Genomic DNA, 22,211 nt, shown 5'->3' with positions numbered 1-22,211 from the left:
GACGACACGCAACGTCGGTGAACCGCGTGACGCATGCCACGCACGCGGCGCGGGGGTACACTACAGATCGTCAGGAGAGAGTGCCCCCCGGGGTGCCGCCGAAGGCGAGTCAGGGTTCCCCGGAACCCTGACGAGAACGCTCAGGCAAAAGGACTGGCAAACGCTTCGCGAACGGAAACGGAAACGTGATCGGGAAGGGGCGTTCCTCACTGGAGAGAGGCTGGTGACCCGGAAACGGGTGAGCCGGTCCACCGAAGGGGCAAGCGGCAGGTGTCGGCATGAACCCCCGCCAATCTCTCAGGTAAAGCGGACAGCGAGGGCATCCCCACCGACCATGGTCGACCATGGTGGTAGCACGATTGCCCTGCCGGAGAAACGCATGTCCCTGCCCGCTGTCCTCTCGAAGACCCCCCTCCACGCGCTGCACCTCGAGCTCGGCGCCAAGATGGTCCCGTTCGCCGGCTACGAGATGCCCGTGAACTACCCCGGCGGCATCATCGCGGAGCACAAGCACTGCCGCGAATCCGCCGCGCTGTTCGACGTATCCCACATGGGCCAGGTGCGCCTCTCGGGCGACCACGCCGCGGCCGCGCTGGAAACCCTCATGCCAGTCGACGTCGCCAGCCTCACGGTGGGCAAGCAACGGTACGGGTTTTTCACCAACGCCTCCGGCGGCATCCTCGACGACCTGATGATCACGCGCCGCGAGCACGACCTGCTGCTCATCGTGAACGCCGCCTGCAAGGCCGCCGACATCACCCACCTCATCACCAACATCGGCCACCGCTGCACCGTGCAGCCCTTGCCCGACCGTGCGCTGCTCGCGCTCCAGGGCCCGAAGGCGGTCGACGCCCTGCGCCGCCTGAACCCCGAGGTGGCCACGCTCACCTTCATGACCGGCAAGTCGCTGCCGCTGGCCGGCGCCGACTGCTACGTCACCCGTTCCGGCTACACCGGTGAAGACGGTTTCGAGATCTCCGTGCCGGCCGCCGATGCCGAGGCACTCGCCCGCTCGCTGCTCGCCATGTCGGAAGTGCGCCCCGTGGGCCTCGGCGCCCGCGACACGCTGCGCCTGGAAGCGGGCCTGTGCCTGTACGGCCACGACATCAACGACAAGACCACGCCGGTCGAAGCCGGCCTCACCTGGGCCATCCAGAAGGTGCGCCGCGCGGGCGGCGCCCGCCACGGCGGCTACCCCGGCGCCGCGGTGATCGACGCCCAACTGGCCACCGGCCCCAGCAACAAGCGCGTGGGCCTGCTGGGCCTCGAGCGCCTGCCGGTGCGCGAAGGCGCCGTGCTCGTCGACGCACTCGGCCACAAGCTGGGCCACGTGACCAGCGGCACGCTCGCGCCGTCGGTGAACCAGCCCATCGCGATGGCCTACCTGGCCAGCAACCACGCCCTGCCGCACCACGAGGTGTTCGCCGAGGTGCGTGGCAAGCGCCAGCCCATGCGCGTGGCGCCCACGCCGTTCGTGCCGCACCGCTACGTGCGCGGCTGAACGGCGACCTGCCGCTCTTCGCTTTCTGCGTCCCCCTCTTTCCCGTTTTCTTTGAACCAGCCCCTCCGCTCCCGCGGACCGGGCCACCCAGGAGCTTTGACCATGACGACCCTTTTCACGGCCGAACACGAGTGGATCACCACCGACACCCCCGCCACCGTCGGCATCACCGTGCACGCACAGGACGCGCTCGGTGACGTCGTGTTCGTCGACCTGCCCGCCGTGGGCGCCACCTTCAACCAGGGCGACGTGGCCGGCGTGGTCGAGTCCGTCAAGGCCGCCGCCGACCTGTACATGCCGGTCACCGGCGAGGTGGTGGAAGTCAACGAGGCGCTGCGCGCCGACCCGTCGCTCGCCAACAGCGACCCGCTGAACACTGGCTGGTTCTTCAAGGTGCGCGTGGCCGACGCCAGCCAGTTGACCAAGCTGCTCGACGCCACCGCGTACGACGAACTGGTCAAGAACAGCTGACCTGCCCCCCCCTGCCCTGCCCGCGCCACCCCCTGCCTGGATCTGTTTGCCATGTTGATGTCCGCCCTCAAGCCGCTCGGTGAGCTCGAGAACGCCGCCGAATTCGTTGCCCGCCACATCGGCATCGAGGACGCCGACGAACGCCTGATGCTCTCCGCCATCGGTGCCGCCTCGCGGCGTGCGCTGATCGATGCCATCGTGCCCCGCGCCATCGCACGGCCGGCCCCGATGGTGTTGCCGGCGCCTCTCACGGAAGCCCAGGCCCTCGCCGAGCTCAAGGGCATCGCGGGCAAGAACAAGGTGCTCAAGAGCTTCATCGGCCAGGGGTACCACGGCACGCTGACACCCGGCGTCATCCTGCGCAACATCCTCGAGAACCCCGCCTGGTACACGGCCTACACGCCGTACCAGGCCGAGATCTCGCAGGGGCGCATGGAAGCCCTCGTGAACTTCCAGACCATGGTGTGCGACCTGACGGGCCTGGCCATCGCCGGCTCGTCCATGCTCGACGAGGCCACCGCCGCGGCCGAGGCCATGACACTCGCCATGCGGGTGGGCAAGAGCAAGAGCACGGTGTTCTTCGTCGCCGACGACGTGCTGCCGCAGACGCTCGAAGTGGTGCAGACGCGGGCCCGCCCGCTCGGCATCACGGTGGCCACCGGCCCGGCCGACCACGCCGCGCGCGCTGGCGCGTTCGCCGCGCTGTTCCAGTACCCGGGTGTCGACGGTGCCGTGCGCGACCTCACCCCGCTGATCACCGCGGTGCACGCCGAGGGCGGCCTCGCCATCGTCGCGGCCGACCTGCTGGCCCTCACGCTGCTCACGCCGCCGGGCGAGATGGGCGCCGACATCGCGGTGGGCAACACCCAGCGCTTCGGCATGCCCATGGGCAATGGCGGCCCGCACGCCGCCTACATGGCCACGAAGGACGAGTACAAGCGTTCCATGCCCGGCCGCCTGGTGGGCGTGAGCATCGACACCCATGGCAATCCCGCCTACCGCCTGGCGCTGCAGACGCGCGAACAGCACATCCGCCGCGAGAAGGCCACGTCCAACATCTGCACGGCCCAGGTGCTGCCGGCCGTGGTGGCCAGCATGTACGCCGTGTACCACGGCCCCGAGGGCTTGAAGCGCATTGCCCGCCGCGTGGCCAGCTACACCGCCATCCTGGCCGCCGGGCTCGAATCGCTGGGCGCCACGCTGGTCCACGCCCACGCGTTCGACACGCTGCAGGTGCGCACCGGCCCCGACACCGACCGCATCCTGACCGCGGCCCGCGCTGCTGGCTTCAACCTGCGCCGTGCCTCGGCCGATTCGGTGGGCATCACGCTCGACGAGACCTCGAAACGCGCGTGCCTCAACGCCCTCTGGACGCTGTTTGCGGCCGGCCGCCCGCTGCCATCGTTCGAGGCCCATGAAAAAGGCATCCGCCCGCTGCTGCCCGACGCGCTGGTGCGCACCAGCGCGTTCCTGACCCACCCGGTCTTCAACGCCCACCACTCCGAAACCGAGATGCTGCGCTACATCCGCAGCCTCTCCGACAAGGACCTGGCACTCGACCGCAGCATGATCCCGCTCGGCTCGTGCACCATGAAGCTCAACGCCACGAGCGAGATGATCCCCATCACGTGGCCCGAGTTCGCGAACCTGCACCCGTTCGCCCCGGCCGACCAGCTGGCCGGCTACGCCGAGCTCGACCAGCAGCTGCGCGACTGGCTGTGCCAAGCCACCGGCTACGCCGGCATCAGCCTGCAGCCCAACGCCGGTTCGCAGGGCGAATACGCCGGCCTGCTGGTCATCAAGGCGTACCACGAAGCCCGGGGTGAAGGCCACCGCAACGTCTGCCTGATCCCCGAATCCGCCCACGGCACCAACCCGGCCAGCGCGCAGATGGTGGGCATGCAGGTGGTGGTCACCAAGTGCGACGCCGACGGCAACGTCGACATCGCCGACCTGCAGGCCAAGTGCGAGCAGCACAGCGCGAAGCTCGCGTGCGTGATGATCACGTACCCGTCCACTTACGGTGTGTTCGAGACCCGCGTCAAGGAACTCTGCGCCCTTGTGCACCAGCACGGCGGCCGGGTCTACGTGGACGGCGCCAACATGAACGCGCTGGTGGGCGTGGCCGCGCCGGGCGAGTTCGGCGGCGACGTGAGCCACCTGAACCTCCACAAGACCTTCTGCATCCCGCACGGCGGCGGCGGCCCCGGCGTGGGCCCGGTGTGCGTGGTGGAAGACCTCGTGCCCTACCTGCCGGCACACCGCTCGGCTGGCGTGGGCGTGGATTCCCCGCGAGTCGGTGCCGTCTCGGCCGCGCCGCTCGGCAACGCCGCGGTGCTGCCCATCAGCTGGATGTACGTGCGCATGATGGGGGCCGACGGCCTCAAGTCGGCCACCGAAGTGGCCATCCTGAGCGCCAACTACATCGCCGCACGCCTGGCCGACCACTACGACATCCACTACAGCGGCAACATCGCCGGCGTGAAGGGCGGCGGCGTGGCCCACGAGTGCATCCTCGACCTGCGTCCGCTGAAGGACACGTCGGGCGTGTCGGCCGAAGACGTGGCCAAGCGCCTGATCGACTACGGCTTCCACGCGCCCACGCTGAGTTTCCCGGTGGCCGGCACGCTGATGGTGGAACCCACCGAAAGCGAACCGCTCAAGGAGCTGGACCGCTTCTGCGACGCGATGATCGCCATCCGCGGCGAGATCGCCAAGGTGGAACAAGGCACCTGGCCGCGCGAAGACAACCCGCTCAAGGCCGCGCCCCACACCACCGAGGCGCTGATGAAGGCCGAATGGCCTCACCCGTACTCCCGCGAGGAAGCCGCGTACCCGGTGCGCAGCCTGCGCCAGCAAAAGTACTGGGCGCCGGTGGGCCGTGTCGACAACGTCTACGGCGACCGCAACCTGTTCTGCAGCTGCGTGCCCGTGAGCGCCTACGACGACGCCCAGGAGTGATCCGGTGCCGGCGCCACGCAGGGGGGCCGGCCTGATCGACAAGGTGGTGTACCCCGCCGGGGCTGCCGCGCTGCTCTTGCTGGGCGGCTGCGTGCAGGCGCTGTTCTTCCACCCCGACGACCGCGAGTACCGCGAGCCCGAGAAGCTCGGGCTCACGGTGGTGGACGTCACCTTCCGCGCGGAAGACCGTTCACCGCTCGACGGCTGGTGGTTCCCGGCCGACCCCAAGGCCGGGCCACCGCAGTGCACCGTGGTGCACGCCCACGGCAATGCCGCCAACATCAGCCGGCACCTGGAGGCCGTGGCATGGTTGCCCGCCCTGGGCATCAACGTGCTGATGTTCGACTATCGCGGCTTCGGCGTGTCGCTGGGCAAGCCGTCGCTCGACGGCGTGGTGGCCGACACCGAGGCCGCGGTGCACGCCGCGCTGAAGATGCCGGGCGCCACACCCGGCCGGCTCGCCCTGTTCGGCCAGAGCCTGGGCGGCGCCACCGCCATCCGCGCCGCCGATGAACTGGGACCCGGCCTCGTGCAGGGCCTGATCGTCGACTCCGCCTTCGCCCGCTACCGCGACGTGGCCCACCACGTGGCCCAGGAGATCAAGGTGCTCAAGCTCGTGGCGGGCATCGTGCGCAACACCCTGCCCGGCGAAGAGGACGACCCCGTCACCGTCATCTCACGCCTGCAGGTGCCCGTGTGGATCATCCATGGCGAAGCCGACCGTGTGGTGCCGCTCCAGCAAGGCCGGCGCCTCTACGAGGCCGCCCGCGAGCCCAAGACCTGGGTGCCTGTCGACGGAGGGCAACACCTGCATGCGATGCAACGGCCCGAAGTGCGCGCGGTTGTGCTGGCCGCGCTGCGCGAGGTGTGCGGGGTGGCCACGGCGGCGGAATCCTCGTCGCGCTGAGCGGGCCGCTCAAACCCGCGCGGCGGGGTCGATGACCGGCCGGCGCGGCCGCAACGGCAACGGCACGGTGGCGGCCGCGGTGGGGTCCGCATCCTTCAGTGCCACCACGCGGCGAACCCCGAACCAGGGTTCGTCCAACGTCACCGCGGCGCGTGTGTACGCGGTGGCCAACGGCTCGCGCCTGGCGGGGGTATCACACAGGCGGTAGGGCAGGAACTCGTTTCGCCCTTTCAGATCTCGCCGCAGTTCGGCCCGGAAGGTCTCGCCGGTGAGCACGTCGCGCAGCACCGGCTGGATGGCGCACCAGCCGGTATCCCAGCAATCCGTGCCGGAGCAATCGAGCCGTGTGTCGCGGTGGGTCCACTCCCCCACCACCTCCACCGTGCGCTCCTTCTTCTGGCCGGAGACACACGACACCGGCGCCAGCACCAGCAGCACCAGGAACCCGTACCAGAGCGCCCGGCCCGCCCACCGCGCCAGCTCGAACAGCACGAACGCTACCGGTGCCGTGTCGCGCCGCGGGGCTTCCAGGTCGAGCACCAGCAGCAGCCCAAGGCTGCCGAGCCACACGCCCCAGAACGTGGCCAACTGCACGCCATAGGAGACGGGCCACACCTGCCCCACCATCAGGTCCGCGAAGGCCTTGGCGAACAGGAACGTCATGATGCCGTTGAAGATCAAGCGCAGTGCCCCGGGTCACCCGGGAAATCGCCCGGTCGTGGCGGCGATTGGACCGGCGGGCGGACGCGCGGGACATCCCCCGCGTTGGGGAGGCGGCTGCGCCGGGGGTGTGCATGTACCGCGGAAGGGTGCGGCCGGCCGTTGGATCCGAGGCCTGAGGTTCGGCGTCAGGTCCCCCCCTCGCTCAAATACACCTCGAGCTTGGATGCAACGAGGATGTGGATGATCACCGGGCTCAACGGCAAAAACGTCACCGACAGGAGCATCCAGAACACCGCATGCATTCCCAGCACTTCGCACAGCTTGAGAAGCAGGCTCATCCAGTAGATGGCCAGGCCGCCCACCGCCACCATCAGGTAGTAGACGAACGGCTCCACCCCCGGCGATCCGGGTTCCGGTTCAGGTGCAAAAAGGTTCAGTCCGAGCACGATGGCGAGCAATGCAACCACCCCGTATGCGCACAGCCTCCAGCGGCGATGGTTCACAGCGGCGCTGCCAAACAGGATGTTGCGCATGAGATCGAAAGGCCCGCTTCGTTGACAAGGGAGACATCCATTCTTTCACAAGGCATGGCGCGCGACCCGCATGCTGGGAGCAGCGTCACCCAGGGGGAGACCCGTCAAGCGCCAGCGTCACACGCCGTCACTTCTTGGCAACGAAGGCCGCCACCAGCGCGTTCGCGTGGCCATGCCCCATCTCGTGCTGCGCCTTGAGCAAGTTCACCAGCTCCATGTGTTTTAGAGGCCCGGCCTGGGCCAGCACGGTCATCCAATGGGCGATGGGATGGCCGTACTGCTTCTCGATGGACGGGAAGTAGGAGGCGGGACCTTTGACCTTTTCTGCTTCTGGCATGGTGCTCTTTCGTCAGGTGGGCAGCCCGGCGCCCGATGGATGAACCGCTACGCTACGGCAGCCACGAGGTCCAGTTCGACGGTCGCATTCTTCGGCAGCTGGAATACGCCGACAGACGTCCGGGTGTGGGCTCCTGCGGCACCGAGGATGCGGTACAGCAGTTCCGACGCACCATCGGCCACTTCACTCTGCTGGGTGAAGTCTTCTGCCGACTGCACGTACACCGTGATCCGCAGGATGGCGCTGACCTTGTCGAGGGTGCCCAGCGAACGTTGAAGGAGCGCCAGCGCCCTCATGACGCAGACCTTCGCGGCCAGCTGCGCCGCCGCCAGCGGCACGTCCGCCCCGGCACGGCCAGTGACCACCACCGCATCGCCCACGCGCGGGATCTGGCCGCTGAGGTACACGTGGCGACCGTCGCGCACCAGGGGCACGTAGTTGCCGCCGATCTTGATCTCGCCGTCGAACGCGTAGCCCAGCGAGGCCGCGGCGTTCGAGAACTCGGTGTCACGTGACATGTGTTTCTTCCTTGGAAAAATCAAGGCGGCATGCGCCGCAGGGCCGTGCATTGGTCAAGGAGCCGGGGGGCCACGTTGCATGCCCTCGGCATTCGGCGGAATCCCGGGTGCTGTCCGATCGAACAGGGTCAGCCGCCTCCCGCGACCGCCGCCAGCAGAATGGCACGGACCTGCTTGTACTCTTCCAGGCGCTCATGGTCCCTCGGTGTCGGGTTGCTGATCCGGGAGAGATCCATGTTCTCGGCGTTGTCGGCCAGCTTGACGGTGCGTGCGATGGGGTTCGCGGCGGCTCGCCGGGCGGCGATCACCCGCGTCTCGCCCGGACGCTTCGTCAACGCGTCGACTGCATGGAGAACGTCCTCGGAGAAGCCCTCGGTGGCCAACTGTTGGAGCGTGACAGGTGAATCCTCGACGACATCGTGGAGCACCGCCGCCATCCGCTCGGTCGGGCTTTCGACACGAAGCATGACCCGAAGCGGATGCAGGATGTAGGGCTGGCCTGCCTTGTCGGTTTGCCCTGCATGGGCCTCGGCGGCGATGGCGATGGCACGTTCAAGCGTTGACATGGTTCACGACGCTCCTTCGGCCCCGGCGGCCCTGAGAATCACATGATAGATCGACTGTCCGGGATCGTTGTGGTTGGCGGGGTCTCGAGCGGGTTGTCGCTGTCCGCGCGTTGCGTGGATTCCGCCTACGAAGCCAGCATGGCCCAACGCTCGTGATCCCGCCAGCGCCCGCGGATCTTCAGGTAACGCGGCGAGTACCCTTCCTGATGGAACCCGCAAGCCTTGACCAAGCCGAGCGAGCGGGCATTGTCCGGTTGGATGTTGGCCTCGAGCCGGTGAAGCTTCAACCCCACGAAGGCGTGACGCACCACCGCCTGAAGGCCCTCGCGCATCAGGCCTTGCCCCTCGTGGCCAGAGAACGCGTAATAGCCGAGGTAGGCACTGCGAAAGGCACCGAGCACGATGTTCGTCAGGTTGAACACCCCGACGATCTGACCGCTGTCGCGCCGGCAGACGAGCAGCGCAACGTTGCCAGGTTGCGCCATGCGGTCGAGCCAGGCCCGAAACGCCAGCGGAGACGACGGCGCGGCGGTCCACGGGCCATGCAGGCTCAAGCTCGCACGCGCCGAACGCGTGAACTCGCGCTGGTCGGTGGAAGCCGGCGGGCGGATGTGGACGCGAGAGTTCAAGTGCACTCCGGTGTCTGGCGGCGGCCGCAGGCGGGCCAAAGCCGCCGGGCCGCTGCCCAGGCAATCAGTCGAAGGGCGACGGAAGGTTCACGCCCATGTGTCATGCAACACCGTTCGAAAAAGCTGGTCGAGCTTCGGCAGCACTTCACCCCGTTTGACATGCGGCACGTGCGTGGCGTCCAGCCGCGCCAATTCGGCCTCGATGAACGCGTCGATGCTGGGCACCGGCGGTGTCAGCCCCAGCTCGGGCGCGGCGCGTTTCCTGGCAACCAGGTCGTCGATGTCGCGGCGCAGCGTGCCGCCCTCGTCGACCAGGGCCAGCAGCTTGCCGAACTCGATGGGCGCCGGGGTCTGGTACCGCTCCAGCCACCGCACCGACAGCAGTGGGCGAAGCACGTAGAAGTACTTCTTGAGCGGCACCTGGTCGGCCTTCAGGTACCCCCGGTAGTTCGTCTTGGCCATGCTGCGGTAGTGGTGGATGCCGCTGTCGCAGCGGTACACATCGGGCAGCAGCGCGCGCGCGTCCTCGGCGAAGCGGCCTTCCTGGGTGTAGACGATCGGTGACTGCACCCATTCGACAAACGCAGGGTTCGACTTCCAGAGCAGTCGCAAGGCCTTGCGGAGGTCCCAGCCGTTGAGGTCGATGTCGTCGACGATCGGGTATTCGATCACGTCGCGCTGCTCTTCCAGGCCCACGGCGAGGTACCAGTCGGGCCGGTGCACGTAGATGAAGCGGGCATCGAAGTCGCTGTTCGGGGACTCGAAGCCCCAGGCCCGGCTGCCCGACTCCACCGCCAGCAGCACCTTGACGTCGTGCTCGGCTTCGGCCTTCTGGATTCGGTGCAGGATCTCGGTGCGAACAGGCAAGGGAATCATGGGCGGGGCGTTCGGTGCAGGACGCGGCAGTATCTCAAACGGCCGGTGGATCGGGTCGAGTGTCCCGTTGCATCCGATTCATGTCGACTCAGGCTCGTACGGGGTACCTTGGTGAAACCGCATGCGCCACACACCGTGCGCCTTCGTCCACAGTGAACTGCGCCGCGCGTGCTCGACCACGCCATGCTTCCTCGAGGGAGGTCAGTTCGGCAATGTCCTGAGGTGTCAGTTCCATGGGCCTGGCCGATCCAAAGGGTCGAGGGATGACTGGCACCGCCAGAGACGGTGCATCAGGTTGCGCTCATTCCATCGGCAGGACCCGCATGGCCCCCACCGTGGACAGCGTTCGCGCCGTCACGGCGTCATCACGATCGCGCCGGCGTTCGCTCGGGCTTCGGCCATCCGGTGGGCATCCGCCACCTGGTCCAGCCGGAAACGCGCGCCGATGGACGCCCTCACAGCGCCGCTGGCCATCGCGTCGAACACATCCTTCGCGTTGGCGCGGAAGGTGGCGGTGTCGGCGTTGTGCGGGAACACCGAGGGCCGCGTGAGGAACAGGCAGCCCTTCTTGTTGAGCAGCTCGGGTTCGATCAGCGGTGCCGGGCCCGAGGCGCCCCCGAACAGCACCACCATGCCAAACGGTGCCGTGCAGTCGAGCGAACCCAGGAAGGTGTCCTTCGCCACCGAGTCGTACACCACGCGGGCCTTGCGCCCGCCGGTGGCCGCCACCACCTGCGCCACCCAGTCGGCCTGCGTGTAGTCCACGGCGGCGTCGCACCCGGCGGCCCGTGCCACCTCGCACTTGGCCGCCGACCCGGCGGTGCCGATCACCGTGGCACCCAGCGCCTTGGCCCAGCGGCACAGGATCTGCCCCACCCCACCGGCGGCGGCATGCACCACCACGATGTCACCAGGCTGCACGTGGTAGGTCTTCTTGACGAGGAACTGGGCCGTCATGGCCTTGAAAAACACCGCAGCCGCGTCCTCGTCGGTGATGCCTGCAGGCAGCAGCACCAGCTTGTCGGCCGGCACGTTGCGCCGCTCGGCGTACGCCCCCACGCCGGCGTTCATGTACACCACCCGGTCGCCCACCTTCAGGTCCGTCACCCCCGCACCCACGGCGTCCACCACGCCGGCCGCCTCGTGCCCGAGGCCCGTGGGCGACGGCAGCGGGTAGCGACCCATGCGCTGATACACGTCGATGAAGTTGAAACCGATGGCGGTCTGGCGGAGCTGCACCTCGCCAGCAGCCGGTGCCGGCACCTCGGCGGTGTCGAGGTGCATCACTTCCGGGCCGCCGAATTCGGTGAGGCGGATGGCGCGGGCGGTGGTCATGGCTGGACGTCCTGTGTGTGGGTCGGAGGAGAGAGCCCCGGCCGGGGCCGGGGCCGACAGATCACGAACTGTATGCCGGCTTGCGGAAAATTGCCGGACGTCACCGACCGGCCCGCGGCAGCCGTGCCCTGCCCCGCCATCAACCGGCCGCCCCCACGCACCGAACAAGCAACGACGCCGCGGCCAGCAGCAGCAACAGGCCCACCGGCCGAGGCAGCCACGCCGGCCTGCCGAGCCACGACACCAACCCACCGAGCGACCAATGGGCACCGCGCAGCACGGCCATGCGCTGCTCGATGTGCCGCAAGCGGACAGCCAACGCGTCGTCGTCGAGTTCCCCCTTGCCATTCGCGGCCAGCGCCTGCCGCGAGGCGGCGTAACAGGCCAGCACTTCCTTGAACGCCCGCAGCAGCGAGGGCCTCACGGTGCGCGGTCCACGGGGCGGTTGACCGGGCGCGTGCCCGGTTTGGGCCGGAACGGCTTGTGCTGCGGCTTCGATGAGGCAGGACCCGCAACCGTCGGCGCGGCCGATGGATAGGCCGGCGCAGGGCCTCCCCGCACCGAACGGGCCGCCGCTACGGCCAGCCGGCCGGCCCCGTGGCCCAGCCCGCCCGCCATTCCCGAGGCCCGAGGCGCCGAGGGCGGCGCCGGCAGCGCACGCCCGGTTGCCGTGGCACCGGGCGACCCGGTGGCACCCGCCGGCATGCGACCGAACCCTTGCCAGGCGCCCTTCCCGAACTGATATGCCGCGCCCCCCGCGGACTTCACCCCCTGCCCGAGCGCGGAAGCCCCCTGCCCCCCGCCATGGCTGACCGCCCGCCAGCCATCCAGGCTCGTGGTGGCCCCACCGACCAATCCGCTGGCCAGGCTCGGCACCTTCAGGAACAGGAACGCGATCAGCAAGGCCATCAGCAGGATGACACAGCACGTCACGAAAGACATGCCGTCGTTGGTGCCCATGGACTTGGCCACACCGACGACCTGGTCGACCACCTGGGCGGACAGCGACGCGATGGCCAGGGCCATCACCCCCTGCATGGCCCCGCCGATGAGGAAGCTCAACCAGGCATTGAACAGGAAGGCCGATGGTTGCCACATGGCCCACGGGATCATGACCGGGGCAAACAGGATGGCCAGCGCCGTCTGCACCTTGGCGATCATCATCACCCCCGCCGCGATCACGCCGGCCAGCATGAGCACGACGGCCGCCACGAGCCGGTAGAGGAAGCCCACCGCCTCATGGGCCACGAGGCTCGGCACGTTGACCCAGCTGCCGCCCTGCGTGGGTGTGGCCGTGACGATCTCGAAGCTGGCCGCGGCCATGCGGTCGAGGATGTCGGCCTCGGTGGGCGGGCCGTTGGCCTGGAACAGCGTGCTGGAGAACACGAGGCCGAGCGCTTCCACCGACGCTTTCACGGTGGGCCCCAGGTGCTCGACGGACCAGAACGCCAGGCCCAGGATGATCACCGGCTGGATGAACTCCGGCAGCAATTGGGCCATGCCCTTGCCGAGGATCCACGACTTCACCAGCCCCCAGACCAGCAGCACACCGAACAGCGTGACCGCCGTACGCCGGCCCACGGCGATCAGGTCGGCGTTGCCGGCCGCGAAGGCGTCGATCGCAGACGTGATGTGCAGGAAGATGTCGCGCAGGTGGGTGACCGCGGCCGCCGCAGCGGCGGCATCCTCGGCCGCCGCGACCGGCCGGGCCAGGCACAGCAGGCACAGGGCAAACACGGCCGGTGCGACCCATGCGCCGCCAGAGGGCCTTGGCATCACCGACGCCCGGCCGACCATTTTTCGATGGCGGCCCGGTCGGCCACCCGCGCGGCCTCGGCCACCGCGCGGTAGGCGTCTTCCTGGGCCTTCGCCCGGGCCTTGTCTTCGGCCTCCTGCATCTCGCGCTCGGCCGTGGCCCGGCCGAACGCGGTTGACAGCTGGCGCATCAGCTCCGCGTTCTGCTGGATCACGCGGTTCATCTGCACGTTCATCTGCTGCACCGCCTCGTGTGTGCCGGACGTGCTGGCGATCTTCGACGCCTGCTCGCGAGCGAACTCGTAGTCGCTCTCGATGCGTTTCATGGCATGGATCTCGGCGTTGACCCTCGCCATCGCGCCCTCCTCCCGCCGGGCGAGGCGGTTCTGCTCCCACGCCACGTACTCCTTCCAAGTGAGTTTCATCAGCTTCGCGGTGTCGAGCCGCTCGTCGAAACCGTCCTTGACCTTCTTGATCGAACCGAGCAGGTCACGGTGGGCGGCCAGCGCGCGCTCGATCTGGTGCAGCTCCTCGATGCCGGTGATGTCGCCCACGATGCCGGCGATCTGCGACGGGTCCATCGTCTTGAGCTGCTGCTGCATGGTTCGAAGCTGTTGCCACTGCGTCTGCAGTTGCGAATAGAGCGTGGTCACCTGCTGGAGGGACTGGTACGCGGCCATGAAGTTCTGGATCAGGTTCGCCGCGTCGATGACCGGGAAGGCCCGCGCGGGCGCCACGCCCAGACCGAGCGACAGGACCAGCGCCGTCGCCACCGCACGTTTCACATCAACCATGAATCACCTCCTGCATGTACCTGGCCAACCAGTTGTCACCACCACGCGCCAGTTCGCGCTGGAAGATCTTCTTTGCCCGCGCATCGCTGCGGGTCAGCGACAGGATCTCGGGCGGCAGTTGCACGTCGACGAGCCGCCGGCGGGTGTCCTGCACGATGTAGTAGTCGCGCTTCTGCCGTGCGTTGCGGATCACCTCGATCTCGTGGTCCTGCAGGCCCAGCATGTCGCGGTACACGTCGCGGCTGTCGAAGGCCTGGAGGTTGGGCAGGAAGATGCGCGTCTTGATGTTGTCGTTCAACGTGGCGCTGATGGGGCTGTCACGCACGTCCTTCAGCGACTGGGTGGCGATGCCCACGCACGCGTTGCGTTTGCGCATGGTCTTGATCCAGTCTTCGAACATGTGGCGGAACGCTGCGTTCTGCAGCAGGTACCAGGCTTCCTCGAGGTAGATCAGCGTGGGGCGGGTGGCGTCGTCCACCTTTTCTTCCACCACCTCGAACAGGTACGCGAGCATGGCCGGCGCGAGGCTGTGGTCGGCCAGGAGCCCCCCCACCTCGATGCCGGTGACGTCGGACAGCGCGAAGCGGTCCTCCGGGTTGTCGAAGAACATGCCATAGCGATCGGAGGCACGGGTCCACGCATGGAGGCGGCTCGCCAGCGCCTTGTCCTGCCCCGCGATCAGCATGTAGAGCTTCGACAGCGTGTGGGCACCGCCCTGGCCGGCGGCGAGAAGGATGGCCTTGTCGAGCACCTGCACGTTCTCGGGCGTGAGCGGGGTGTCGTCGAACGCCCGCAACGCCAGTTCGACCCAGCGGCGGAACTTCGGCACCGTGGCCGGGCGCGCGATCCACCGGGCCGGGTTCATCGCGGCATCGACCTGCCCGTCCTGCAGGCTGATGTACTCGCCACCCAGCGCCTTCAGCGTGATGTAGTTGGAGAACCCCTTGTCGACCACGATCACCCGGCACGGTGCATAGCGCTGCCAGTGCGTGATCAGGAAGTTCATCAACGTGGTCTTGCCGGCGCCGGCCGGGCCCACCACCATGAAGTGCCCCACGTCGCCCACGTGCAGCGAGAACCGCTCGGGCACGTCGGTGCGCGTGGGCAACAACACCAGCGGTTCGCTGAACACCCCACGCTGCTCGGAGAGGTGCGGGTTGTTCGCCAGGCCGCTGTTGAGCGTGCGCACGATGGTGAGGTCGGACATGTTGCGCGTGCTGACGAGGCTCGTGCGAAGCACGGCGTCGGCCGCGCCGGGCAGCGTCACGGCGAACGCCGACAACACGTTCACGTTCTCCTTCACGAGGCCGTACCCGGCGTTGTTCAGGATGGCGTAGATGTGCTGGGACGCCTGCTGGTTGTCTTCACGCGTGTCGGCGATGACCTGCACCGCCATGGCGTGGTAGCCGTAGCCCACGGACTCCTTCGTGAGTTCGATCAGCGCGGTCTGGGCGTCGTCGGCCAGTGCCGCCATGCCGTGGTTGACCCGTTCGGATTCGATGCCGGTGAGCTTCTCCATGGCCTGCACGAGCGGCCCCTTGACGTTGGACCGGTAGTGCTGCTCCTGGTCCTGGATGAGCTTCTTGGCCCGTTCGGTGTCGACGAAGCGGAACATGCTGGCGAGCGTGAAGTCGCTGGCCACCCCAAGCAATTGTTCGATGGGGGCGTTCTGGGCCTCGCCGGGGTAGGCCTTGACGCTGTGCATCGTGACGTAGCGGCACCCGGCGGACGATTCGAAGCGGATGGTGCCGCCGGCCTCGCGGTACAGGGTGTCGGTGGGCACCAGGGTGTTCAGGAAGTACAGGCCATCGGGTGGCACGTTCACCGCCGCGCGCGGCGACGCGATGTTGGCCCGGTTGGCGAGTTCGGCCCGCAACTCCTCGCGCAGCAGGCGCTTGAGCGCCAGCCGGGCCGACAGCGTGTTGAAAAATTGAGTCAGCTGGGCTTCGAAGGCATCGATGGCTGCCGTGAGCCGGCCTTCCATGCGTTCGATCTGGGTCTTGCGGGACAGCCGTTGCCGTGCAATGCCCGCCAGCGCCTGGGGAAACGACTGGCCACGCGACACCACGCGGTCACCCACCTCGTCGAAGAAGCCGGCGCTGCCGCCGAACGGCTGGTAGGCGATGCACAGGACGTGGCGCAGCACACCCAGCTGCCCGTTGTCGATGCGCGCGCGCCAGGTGTCGTCGACGTACCGGGCCACCGGGTTGGCGATGGTGCTGGCCTCGCCATACTGCTTGCGCCGCTTGTCCAGGAAGGTCCACACGGTGTTGTGGTCGTCGAAGGCTTTCCAGGCCACGTCCACCGAGTCGAGGCACGCGGCGCGCTCGTGTTCATTGGAACTTTCGATGTCGTTCCCGCAGTATTCGAACGCGGCCAGCAGACTGCCGTCGAGGTTCAGCACGAGCCCGGGGGTGACGTCCTTGAACCATGGCAGCAGCTCGGCATAGCTGCGGGTGCCCTGGTTGTAGGCGGACGTGAGATGGCGGAGGTTCAGCAAAACAGCCCCCTTCCGAAACCGGGCGGGCGCTGCGCCGCCACGGGCGCGCGCACCCAGGGGTCGTACAGGTCGGCCTGCTTGAGGTAGCCCAGGAAGGCCTTCAGCAGCACGGCATCCTTGCGATACACCCAGCGCAGGAACAGGAACATGGGCGGGATGCTCAGCGCAATGGGCAGGCTGCGCAGGTTCATCGCCATCACCCCCATCACCACGATGAGGCCGAAGGCTTCGGAACCCACACCTGCCACCAGTCGCGGCCGGTTCAGGCTCATGTGAAACACGGAGCTGCTTCGGGTCATGATGCGATGCAGCTGGCGGCCACGCCGGTGTACGACGCCAGCGCCGATCCGGCGCCGAGCACGATGCCCAGCCCGAGACCCACGTACAACATGGTGCTCCACATCTTGCCGCTGCCGAGCCAGTGCCCCACGACGGAGAAGATCAGCACGATGCCTGCGATCATGGGGGCGAGCTTGGTGCGGCTGTAGGCAAAGAAGCCGCACAGCACGTCGTCGACGAGGGGGAACCCGTTGAACACGGATGCCGCTTCGGCCGGTTGTGGCACGAGGACCAAGGCGGACGCCAGCGCGAGCAATGCGGCTGCAGGCAAGGTGATGGGGCGCGGCGCGCGGAAGGCTGTCGGGAAACGTTTCATGCGGGTTCCTGGGTGAAGACGGTTTGGGTGCGGTAGGTCTGGCTTGGGATGTCGTACCCGGCGAGTTGCAGCACTTCACCCAGCCGGCGCACCCAGCGGTCGCCGATGCGGCGGCGCTCCATGTGGACGACGAGGTTGAAGGTCTGGGCAATGCGGGTCTTGATGGCGGACAGCGGCATGGCCGGGCGGCCTTCGAGCACGAGGTTCTCGAGGCGGTCGATGCCTTCGCGGGCGGAGTTCGCGTGCACCGTGCCCATGGACCCGGGGTGGCCCGTGTTGGCGGCGTCCATGAAGTCGAAGGCTTCGCCGCCCCGCACCTCGCCCACGAGGATGCGGTCGGGGCGGCTGCGCAGGGCGGACTTCAGCAGCCGGTGGACCGGGTAGCCCTGCTCGTCGTCGGCCTCGAGGCGCACGACGTTGCGGTGCGGCACCACCAGCTCGGGGATGGTTTCGATCAGCAGCAGGCGTTCGCTGCGGTCGATTTCCTGGATGAGCGCGTTGAGGAATGTGGTCTTGCCGGTGCTGGTGCCACCCACCACCAGCATGGTTTCGTGGGCCTGCACGGCGCGGCGCAGGAAGGCCGCATGGGATGCGGCGAGCTGGCCTTCGCGGACGTAGTCGTCGAGCGTGAGCACGCGGCTGTTGTGGCGGCGAATCGACACGTACGGGCCGTTGACCGCCACCGGCGACAGCTGGGCCTCGATGCGAAAGCCCGGCAGGCGGGCCGACACGATGGCGAGCTTGTTGCCGTCGTGCAGGTCGACCTCGCGGCGCGAAATGTTCGCGAGGTTGACGATCATGCCGACCACCTGGTTGTCGGTGAGCTGGAGGCCGGTGAGCTCGGGTGAGCGCCCCAGGCGCTCGACCCACACGTCCTGCGCGTTGATGGAGATTTCGATGACCTCGTGGTCTTCCATCAGCGGGCGCAAGGGCTCGACGGACATCAGTGCAAACGACAGGCCGGGGTGTTCCATGCCCACGATTCTGGAAGTACCCGGGCGCGGACCACCTGCACAAGCGGCCCCGAAAGTGCCCGCCCGCGGGGTCGTGTTCAGGTCATCGCGTGAAGACCGGCTGCATGTGCGCGATGGCGACCCACAGCGGCAGCAACGCGGCGGCCAGCCATGCCGGCATGAACAGCGGCGGCACCGCAAACGGCACCACGAGCACGGCGATGGGCACCATGGCGCTCGCGATGAACAGGTGGGACGCCACCGCGAAAGCGGCCGGGTTCTGGTAGCCGAACGTGGCGGCCTTGACGGCGCGCTGCACCATGCCGTCCACGACCGCGGCAGCGCACAACGGCAGCAGCAGCACACACCAGGCCCCCACGCCGAGCGCCCGCAGTACGGTGGTGTGGAACTGGAGGCGCAGGGCCACGAGGTAGCGCTCGGCCTGCGACACGACCAGGCGCGAAACCACCGAGAGGTAGCGATCCTGGCGGGCATCGGGCGGCGACACCCGGCCCCCGCTGCGGACCAGGTCATCGATGCCGTGGTGGCCGAACACCACCTGCGCCCCACCGGCCGCGGACAGCAGCACCGCGGCCACACGTGGTCCGAACGCCCGGTGTGTGACCGCCGCTTCGTCGCGGGCGCGCTCCACGAGCCGCTCGGGCCCCATCCACCACGGCCACACCACCAGCCCGGCCAGGCACAGCAGCAGCCACGCGGCCAGGTGGGATCGCCGCGTCAAGCGCGCCCCTTTGCCGGCGGATCGAAGGTGAGCACCGGGATGCGTCCCTTGTACACCTGGGCCCGGTTGACGATGGCGACGTATTGGAGATCGGGCAGGCTCATCAGCACCTGGGGAGGCACCAGTTCCAGGGCCTGCTCGGTCACGCTGGTCTGGCGGGTGGCGGCGTATTCGAGGCCGGTGTCCTCGGTCTTCTGGCCGGTCCCCTGGGACACCGTGGTTCGCCGAACCACGGTCTCGCCGAACTTGCGGGCCATGAAGTCGAGGGTGTCGGCGTCGGACGTGGCACCCACGATGAAGTTGTTCATGTTCCCGAGGATGCGTTTGGCGCGGCCTTCGTCACCCAGCTTGACCACCAGGTCCGACACGGTCTGGCCGAACAGGTACAACACCACGCCCGCACCGCGCCCCTTGTTGGCGAGCTGGATCACGGGCTCGCAGACGAGATCGCCCCACTCGTCACACAGCACGTGCACGCGGCGCGGCGCGGCGCCATCGGCGGGCCCGTGGTTGTAGAGGTCTCCGGCCGTTCCGGCCAGGTCGGCCAGCATCAGCGCGGCCAGGCTTTCGGCGACCGCGGTGTCCGAGAGCGCATCCAGGCCCACGTACACGACGTGTCGCCCTTCGATCCATTGCCGGGTGGAACACACCGGGCGGGTGTCGGCCAGGTCGGTGTGGTCGGGTGACAGCAGCGGACCGAGGTCGCCGGCGGTCAGGCGCATCAGGATCGGCGTGAGGCCCACGACCATCTTCGCGAACCACTGGGGATCGGCCTCCAGCGACGACAGGTAACCCGCGATGTCCGCCGGTTGTGAGGCCGAAGGCACCTCGGTGCGGAACCGGTGCACGGCATGTGCCAGGCGGGGGTCCGAGAACGCTGCGGCGGCGTGGCGGCCCGGGCGCCTGGCGGTGTCGCCGCCCGCGGCCGGCGCCGAAGCGGAAGCGCCTGGGACATGGGCCGCCCGGCGCGCGTCAAGAAAGGCTTCAAGCACTTCCAGCGCCAGCGCCTCGGCGGTGTGGCGCGAGCGGACCGTGTCGAGCAGCGATTGCAGTGTCACCCGCCGCCCCGCGCGCTTCAAGGCCCGGACGATGTCGGTGATGGTCATCCACACGAAGGCACTGAACGGGTCCTCGGCCGTGTGTCCCATCAGCAGCCGGACGCGGGAGGCAACCTGGGTGTCGCGGTCCCAGTTGGCCAGCGCGTCGAAGCGGAAACTCTGCGACGGGAATGCGGGATGGAACTTGAGGAAGCGCTCCGCCTGCCCAAGGCGCAAGGTCACGTCGCGGCACACCTGCTCCAGGCCCTTGTCGCCCTTGGGGTCGAGCACGATCACGGTGTCGCCCCGGCTCGCGAGCTGGTGCACGAGCAGGCGGGCCAACACCGTCTTGAGGGCGCCTGTGACGGCGAGCACCGCCGTATGCCCCTCGAGCGCAGCGAACGGCACGACCACGTCGCGCTCGGGGGCCAGCCCGTGCACCCAGGCCAACCCCTTCGCTGCGGCGGGGTCGTGGCGCACCCCATGCAGACGCAGGAACCAGGCCGGCGGGTAGATGTCGCGCAGGGAACGCTTGAGCACGTCGTGGCAGAGCTGGGTGTGTTCGGGTTGCCAGCGGTAGCCCCAACCGAGCCACAGGTCGCCACGGAGTGCGGGGCGGGCGCGGTCGAAGGTGGCGCTCGACACGTGCTGCACCGGCGTCCCCGCGAGGGCGACCTTGAACCGCCACAAGGTGCGCGCCTGCAAGCCGCGCCAGAAGCACAACGCCAGCGTGCCGCCACAGCAGGCCGCAGCCAGGCGGGTGTCGGGGCGGAACGTGGCCCAGAGCACGAGGCCGTATGCGAAGGCCAGCCCCCAGGCGAGTGCCGACCGCGCCTCGTGGGCCGGGCGCAAGGCATTGGCGATGCGCATGGAGTCACGTGGGTGGCACAGCCAGACCCAGTTGGCGGGCGCCTGCCTCGTTGAGCACCAGCCCGGGCTTGAGGGTGCCTGCAAAGGCGAGCAGCCCCGCGCGGGCGTGGGGCGATGGCCAGTCACCACGCCCCAGCCAATGCCGCCGATGCAGGGACGTGGCCACCGCGGCCAGGTCGGCGCCGGACGATGCGATCAGGTCCTGCGAGACGGCGAGGCCCCGGCCGGGCAGCCACACGAGGAGATCGGTGCGCCGGGCGCCGAGGGATTGGCGCCACTGATCGACCATGCGGGCCTCGGCCGGCGCCAAGCCCTGCGAGGGTGCCGGCAACACGGCGTGTTCGCCGGGCTCGACCACGCCATGGAACCGGTGGGCCGCAGGTTGCACGTCGGAGTAACCCAGCACGGACCGGGGTTCGGCGAACTTCAACGCGCTGCAATGCGTGGGTGGCGGCGCTGTGTCATGGCACGGACCGGTGCAGATGGGCCACAGCCAATTCCCTGGGGACACTTCGGCGAGCACGCCGGCACGCCCCAGCACCTCGGCCAGGGTAAAGGCACACAGCGGGATGCCCGGGGTGCCGTTGCGCAGGAGGTCGTCGCGGATCGCGCCTGCCGCCACGGGCCATTCGAGGTACAGGCCGTCGGTGCCAAACCAGAGCGGCCCTTGCCTCGGGTTGGCGCCCCAACCGCCTGCCGCAACCCGCTGCCGGATGGCATCGACAAGGTACAGTTCCAGGTGATGGCCCACGCGCAGTTGCCCGTACCGCGTACGCCGCGTGCTGGCCTCGACATGGAGCACCCGCTCGCGTGTGGCGCCCACCACCGAGGCCACGCCTCCACCCGTGCCGGCTTGGCCGAGCGCGGTGCCGAACACCTCGGCCACCAGCGCGGGCGAGGCCTCGTTAAGCCAGGCCAGCGCACCTTTGGGGATGATGTCGCCGAAAACGGCAGCCCCCTCGGCACTGGCGGGCAGACCCGGAGGGCGCCCCTGCCATGCCACGTGGTAGCGCTCCGCCTGGACCGCGCGCAGCCAGGCATCGAGGCTGCCGAGGAACGTGGGCCAGACGCGGCCGGTGGGGTCGGTGACGACCAGCGCCGCCAGGGGACGGTGCAGTTCGCTCAGCAGGCCGGCCAGGAAACAGGCGTATTTCCAGCGCGGCTCCAGGTCGCGCCGCGCTTCGGCAGAGGCGGCGTGGGCGAACATGCGGCCCTCCGCCGCCTGGCGGCTGAAGAGCGCCATCTCGACGCAGTAGCGAAAGAGGCCACCGGCGCCCGCGAAGTGCTCGAAGGCCGTGGCGGGCAGCAGGTGAACATAACGGGCCACGCCCTGGATGGGCGCGAGGCACCGGCTCTCGAATGTGGGGTCGTCGAACCCGGACACCCGGCGCAAGCGATCGATCAGGTCGCGCTGCGAGGCGACGATGGCAGGCACGGGTGCGGCGGGCAGCCCCGGGTCAGACGGGGGGTAGCGGGGAACGTCGATGGAAAGATGCTCCTCGGTGTGGACCGGCGGACCGGACACGAGGCGGCCGACGACCCCGGCCGGGACGCCGCCAGGCAGGACGGCACGTTTGAGGAAATTGAGCATGGCGGCACGGTGGGGTC

Annotated in this window: 22 protein-coding genes and 2 riboswitches; of the genes, 4 read left to right on the top strand and 18 right to left on the bottom strand. The window is 68.7% G+C overall.

Features of this window, described 5'->3' with window-relative positions; genetic code table 11:
* Positions 1-61 precede the first annotated feature (61 nt).
* Positions 62-166, top strand: a riboswitch (glycine riboswitch).
* 33 nt (positions 167-199) lie between these two features.
* Positions 200-324: riboswitch (glycine riboswitch) on the top strand.
* A 55-nt stretch (positions 325-379) separates the two neighbouring features.
* The 4 genes from gcvT (at position 380) to ASC87_RS11935 (ending at position 5,840) form a co-directional block, all read left to right on the top strand.
* Entirely contained in the window at positions 380-1,501 is a 1,122-nt protein-coding gene (gcvT, locus tag ASC87_RS11950) for a glycine cleavage system aminomethyltransferase GcvT (RefSeq protein ID WP_056661499.1), read from the top strand.
* A gap of 102 nt (positions 1,502-1,603) precedes the next feature.
* A complete protein-coding gene (gene gcvH, locus ASC87_RS11945; protein ID WP_056661496.1) occupies positions 1,604-1,972 on the top strand; it encodes a glycine cleavage system protein GcvH in 369 nt (122 codons plus the stop codon).
* Between the two features lie 51 nt (positions 1,973-2,023).
* A complete protein-coding gene (gene gcvP, locus ASC87_RS11940) occupies positions 2,024-4,933 on the top strand; it encodes an aminomethyl-transferring glycine dehydrogenase (RefSeq protein WP_056661493.1) in 2,910 nt (969 codons plus the stop codon).
* Between the two features lie 4 nt (positions 4,934-4,937).
* A complete protein-coding gene (locus ASC87_RS11935) occupies positions 4,938-5,840 on the top strand; it encodes an alpha/beta hydrolase (protein WP_056661490.1) in 903 nt (300 codons plus the stop codon).
* 9 nt (positions 5,841-5,849) lie between these two features.
* Here the strand turns inward: ASC87_RS11935 and ASC87_RS11930 are convergent, their stop codons facing one another.
* The 18 genes from ASC87_RS11930 to mobH form a co-directional block, all read right to left on the bottom strand.
* The gene (locus tag ASC87_RS11930) at positions 5,850-6,503 is read right to left on the bottom strand and encodes a hypothetical protein (RefSeq protein WP_157603982.1); all 654 of its coding nucleotides are present in this window, start codon (positions 6,501-6,503) and stop codon (positions 5,850-5,852) included.
* A gap of 185 nt (positions 6,504-6,688) precedes the next feature.
* Complete coding sequence (locus ASC87_RS11925; RefSeq protein WP_056661484.1) at positions 6,689-7,036, bottom strand: hypothetical protein; 348 nt, start codon at positions 7,034-7,036, stop codon at positions 6,689-6,691.
* A 127-nt stretch (positions 7,037-7,163) separates the two neighbouring features.
* Positions 7,164-7,373: a DUF4287 domain-containing protein gene (locus tag ASC87_RS11920; protein ID WP_056661481.1), complete on the bottom strand. Its 210-nt coding sequence runs from the start codon at positions 7,371-7,373 to the stop codon at positions 7,164-7,166.
* Positions 7,374-7,420: 47 nt separating this feature from the next.
* Positions 7,421-7,891, bottom strand: a complete 471-nt coding sequence (locus tag ASC87_RS11915) for a RidA family protein (protein ID WP_056661478.1) — start codon at positions 7,889-7,891, stop codon at positions 7,421-7,423.
* A gap of 128 nt (positions 7,892-8,019) precedes the next feature.
* On the bottom strand, positions 8,020-8,457 hold the full coding sequence (locus ASC87_RS11910) for an HD domain-containing protein (protein WP_056661475.1): 438 nt from the start codon (positions 8,455-8,457) through the stop codon (positions 8,020-8,022).
* 125 nt (positions 8,458-8,582) lie between these two features.
* Positions 8,583-9,086: a GNAT family N-acetyltransferase gene (locus ASC87_RS11905; RefSeq protein WP_157603981.1), complete on the bottom strand. Its 504-nt coding sequence runs from the start codon at positions 9,084-9,086 to the stop codon at positions 8,583-8,585.
* A gap of 87 nt (positions 9,087-9,173) precedes the next feature.
* Positions 9,174-9,962: a nucleotidyltransferase domain-containing protein gene (locus tag ASC87_RS11900; protein ID WP_056661472.1), complete on the bottom strand. Its 789-nt coding sequence runs from the start codon at positions 9,960-9,962 to the stop codon at positions 9,174-9,176.
* A gap of 354 nt (positions 9,963-10,316) precedes the next feature.
* Positions 10,317-11,297, bottom strand: coding sequence for a quinone oxidoreductase (locus tag ASC87_RS11895; protein WP_056661468.1), 981 nt, complete (start codon positions 11,295-11,297; stop codon positions 10,317-10,319).
* A gap of 139 nt (positions 11,298-11,436) precedes the next feature.
* Positions 11,437-11,721 carry a hypothetical protein gene (locus tag ASC87_RS31790; RefSeq protein WP_056661465.1) on the bottom strand — a complete coding sequence of 95 codons (285 nt, stop codon included), beginning with the start codon at positions 11,719-11,721 and terminating at the stop codon, positions 11,437-11,439.
* Positions 11,718-13,073 carry a type IV secretion system protein gene (locus tag ASC87_RS11885; RefSeq protein ID WP_162255148.1) on the bottom strand — a complete coding sequence of 452 codons (1,356 nt, stop codon included), beginning with the start codon at positions 13,071-13,073 and terminating at the stop codon, positions 11,718-11,720. The genes ASC87_RS31790 and ASC87_RS11885 overlap by 4 nt, the downstream gene beginning before the upstream one ends.
* On the bottom strand, positions 13,073-13,846 hold the full coding sequence (locus tag ASC87_RS11880) for a hypothetical protein (protein ID WP_056661460.1): 774 nt from the start codon (positions 13,844-13,846) through the stop codon (positions 13,073-13,075). The genes ASC87_RS11885 and ASC87_RS11880 overlap by 1 nt, the downstream gene beginning before the upstream one ends.
* Entirely contained in the window at positions 13,839-16,346 is a 2,508-nt protein-coding gene (locus ASC87_RS11875; protein ID WP_056661457.1) for a VirB4 family type IV secretion system protein, read from the bottom strand. The genes ASC87_RS11880 and ASC87_RS11875 overlap by 8 nt, the downstream gene beginning before the upstream one ends.
* The gene (locus tag ASC87_RS11870) at positions 16,340-16,645 is read right to left on the bottom strand and encodes a VirB3 family type IV secretion system protein (protein ID WP_157603980.1); all 306 of its coding nucleotides are present in this window, start codon (positions 16,643-16,645) and stop codon (positions 16,340-16,342) included. Before ASC87_RS11870 ends, ASC87_RS11875 begins: the two co-directional genes overlap by 7 nt.
* Positions 16,642-17,001, bottom strand: a complete 360-nt coding sequence (locus tag ASC87_RS11865) for a TrbC/VirB2 family protein (RefSeq protein ID WP_056661451.1) — start codon at positions 16,999-17,001, stop codon at positions 16,642-16,644. The genes ASC87_RS11870 and ASC87_RS11865 overlap by 4 nt, the downstream gene beginning before the upstream one ends.
* Entirely contained in the window at positions 16,998-17,975 is a 978-nt protein-coding gene (locus tag ASC87_RS11860; protein ID WP_056661448.1) for a CpaF family protein, read from the bottom strand. The genes ASC87_RS11865 and ASC87_RS11860 overlap by 4 nt, the downstream gene beginning before the upstream one ends.
* Positions 17,976-18,057: 82 nt before the next feature.
* Entirely contained in the window at positions 18,058-18,696 is a 639-nt protein-coding gene (locus tag ASC87_RS11855; RefSeq protein WP_056661445.1) for a DUF4400 domain-containing protein, read from the bottom strand.
* Positions 18,693-20,603 (bottom strand): conjugative transfer system coupling protein TraD, encoded by a 1,911-nt coding sequence (traD, locus tag ASC87_RS11850; protein WP_056661442.1) that lies wholly within the window; start codon positions 20,601-20,603, stop codon positions 18,693-18,695. Before traD ends, ASC87_RS11855 begins: the two co-directional genes overlap by 4 nt.
* A gap of 4 nt (positions 20,604-20,607) precedes the next feature.
* Positions 20,608-22,194 (bottom strand): MobH family relaxase, encoded by a 1,587-nt coding sequence (mobH, locus tag ASC87_RS11845; protein WP_056661439.1) that lies wholly within the window; start codon positions 22,192-22,194, stop codon positions 20,608-20,610.
* Between the last annotated feature and the right edge of the window lie 17 nt (positions 22,195-22,211).

Source organism: Rhizobacter sp. Root1221 (assembly GCF_001425785.1).
GTDB lineage: Bacteria > Pseudomonadota > Gammaproteobacteria > Burkholderiales > Burkholderiaceae_C > Rhizobacter.
This window is presented reverse-complemented; position numbering and strand designations above follow the sequence as displayed.

What these genes read in the sequence shown, in the direction of transcription:
- gcvT (WP_056661499.1), top strand. Translation starts at nt 380, where the DNA reads ATGTCCCTGCCCGCTGTCCTCTCGAAGACCCCCCTCCACGCGCTGCAC.
- gcvH (WP_056661496.1), top strand. Translation starts at nt 1,604, where the DNA reads ATGACGACCCTTTTCACGGCCGAACACGAGTGGATCACCACCGACACC.
- gcvP (WP_056661493.1), top strand. Translation starts at nt 2,024, where the DNA reads ATGTTGATGTCCGCCCTCAAGCCGCTCGGTGAGCTCGAGAACGCCGCC.
- ASC87_RS11930 (WP_157603982.1), bottom strand. Translation starts at nt 6,503, where the DNA reads ATGACGTTCCTGTTCGCCAAGGCCTTCGCGGACCTGATGGTGGGGCAG.
- ASC87_RS11925 (WP_056661484.1), bottom strand. Translation starts at nt 7,036, where the DNA reads ATGCGCAACATCCTGTTTGGCAGCGCCGCTGTGAACCATCGCCGCTGG.
- ASC87_RS11920 (WP_056661481.1), bottom strand. Translation starts at nt 7,373, where the DNA reads ATGCCAGAAGCAGAAAAGGTCAAAGGTCCCGCCTCCTACTTCCCGTCC.
- ASC87_RS11915 (WP_056661478.1), bottom strand. Translation starts at nt 7,891, where the DNA reads ATGTCACGTGACACCGAGTTCTCGAACGCCGCGGCCTCGCTGGGCTAC.
- ASC87_RS11910 (WP_056661475.1), bottom strand. Translation starts at nt 8,457, where the DNA reads ATGTCAACGCTTGAACGTGCCATCGCCATCGCCGCCGAGGCCCATGCA.
- ASC87_RS11900 (WP_056661472.1), bottom strand. Translation starts at nt 9,962, where the DNA reads ATGATTCCCTTGCCTGTTCGCACCGAGATCCTGCACCGAATCCAGAAG.
- ASC87_RS11895 (WP_056661468.1), bottom strand. Translation starts at nt 11,297, where the DNA reads ATGACCACCGCCCGCGCCATCCGCCTCACCGAATTCGGCGGCCCGGAA.
- ASC87_RS11885 (WP_162255148.1), bottom strand. Translation starts at nt 13,073, where the DNA reads ATGCCAAGGCCCTCTGGCGGCGCATGGGTCGCACCGGCCGTGTTTGCC.
- ASC87_RS11880 (WP_056661460.1), bottom strand. Translation starts at nt 13,846, where the DNA reads ATGGTTGATGTGAAACGTGCGGTGGCGACGGCGCTGGTCCTGTCGCTC.
- ASC87_RS11870 (WP_157603980.1), bottom strand. Translation starts at nt 16,645, where the DNA reads ATGACCCGAAGCAGCTCCGTGTTTCACATGAGCCTGAACCGGCCGCGA.
- ASC87_RS11865 (WP_056661451.1), bottom strand. Translation starts at nt 17,001, where the DNA reads ATGAAACGTTTCCCGACAGCCTTCCGCGCGCCGCGCCCCATCACCTTG.
- ASC87_RS11860 (WP_056661448.1), bottom strand. Translation starts at nt 17,975, where the DNA reads ATGGAACACCCCGGCCTGTCGTTTGCACTGATGTCCGTCGAGCCCTTG.
- traD (WP_056661442.1), bottom strand. Translation starts at nt 20,603, where the DNA reads ATGCGCATCGCCAATGCCTTGCGCCCGGCCCACGAGGCGCGGTCGGCA.
- mobH (WP_056661439.1), bottom strand. Translation starts at nt 22,194, where the DNA reads ATGCTCAATTTCCTCAAACGTGCCGTCCTGCCTGGCGGCGTCCCGGCC.